The 1,068-nt window shown below is 44.6% G+C and carries 2 protein-coding genes; both read left to right on the top strand.

The window, feature by feature from the left end:
- Nucleotides 1-273: EAL domain-containing protein (locus tag A3738_RS08915; RefSeq protein WP_082890009.1), on the top strand; the 273-nt coding region annotated here is incomplete at its 5' end.
- A 54-nt stretch (nucleotides 274-327) separates the two neighbouring features.
- Nucleotides 328-999 carry a ribose-5-phosphate isomerase RpiA gene (gene rpiA, locus A3738_RS08910; protein ID WP_068475987.1) on the top strand — a complete coding sequence of 224 codons (672 nt, stop codon included), beginning with the start codon at nucleotides 328-330 and terminating at the stop codon, nucleotides 997-999.
- The last annotated feature ends 69 nt before the right edge of the window (nucleotides 1,000-1,068 follow it).

Raw genomic sequence — 1,068 nt, 5'->3', positions numbered from 1 at the left:
GGATATTCGTCTTTATCATACTTAAGCGCACTCCCCCTCGATGCATTGAAAATTGATCGAAGCTTTGTCAGCAATATTATTGATGACAAAAAAAATCAATCGATCACTAAGGCCATTATTGGTTTGTCGCACAGCCTCGGCCTCAAAGTTGTAGCAGAAGGTGTTGAAACTATAGCCCAGCAGCATTTTCTGATGGATAACGGCTGCGATGCGATGCAAGGCTTTTTACTGAGTAAGCCTTTGCCCGCAAAAGACATAGAAGCTTTGCTTTAATTCAGTTTTCATGCGCCCTATACTTCACCAAAATTTCATTGATTGGACTCTGACATGACGCAAGACGAATTAAAAAGTGCTGTCGCGCTTGAGGCATTAAACCTCATAAAAGATAAGCTCGATAGCGATAGCATTATCGGTATCGGAACAGGTTCAACTGCGAACTTTTTCATCGACCATCTCGCTAGCATTAAACATACATTTGATGGCACTGTTGCCAGCAGTGAAGCGAGTGCGGAACGTCTCAAGGCGCATGGAATCCCTGTCTATGAACTTAATGGCGTGCAATCACTCGACTTTTACATTGATGGTGCCGACGAATGTAACGACCGTTTAGAGTTAGTGAAAGGTGGCGGTGGCGCGCTCACGCGAGAGAAGATCGTGGCCGCTGTAGCGAAACAGTTTATCTGTATCGTTGACGACACAAAACAAGTTGACTTGCTTGGCCAATTCCCACTGCCTGTTGAAGTTATCCCAATGGCTCGCAGCTATGTTGCGCGTGAACTGGTCAAGTTAGGTGGCGATCCAGTTTGGCGAGAAGGATTTGTTACCGACAACGGCAACGTCATCCTTGATGTGCACAATATGAAAATCCAATCACCCATCGCTATTGAAGAAAAGATCAATCAATTAACGGGTGTCGTCACCAACGGTTTATTCGCTGTGCGTCCTGCAGATATCTTGCTTGTTGGTACCTCAGATGGCGTGAAGAAAGTGACTGTTTAACTTAAGCCAAATGCAAAAACCAAGGACGAAAGACACGAATATCTTTCCAAGGTCTTTCTACTTACACTA

The sequence above is a fragment of the Oleiphilus sp. HI0066 genome, from assembly GCF_001635725.1.
Note: the sequence above shows the minus strand (reverse complement) of the source record. Positions and strands in the feature narration are given on the sequence as shown.

What these genes read in the sequence shown, in the direction of transcription:
- rpiA (WP_068475987.1), top strand. Translation starts at nt 328, where the DNA reads ATGACGCAAGACGAATTAAAAAGTGCTGTCGCGCTTGAGGCATTAAAC.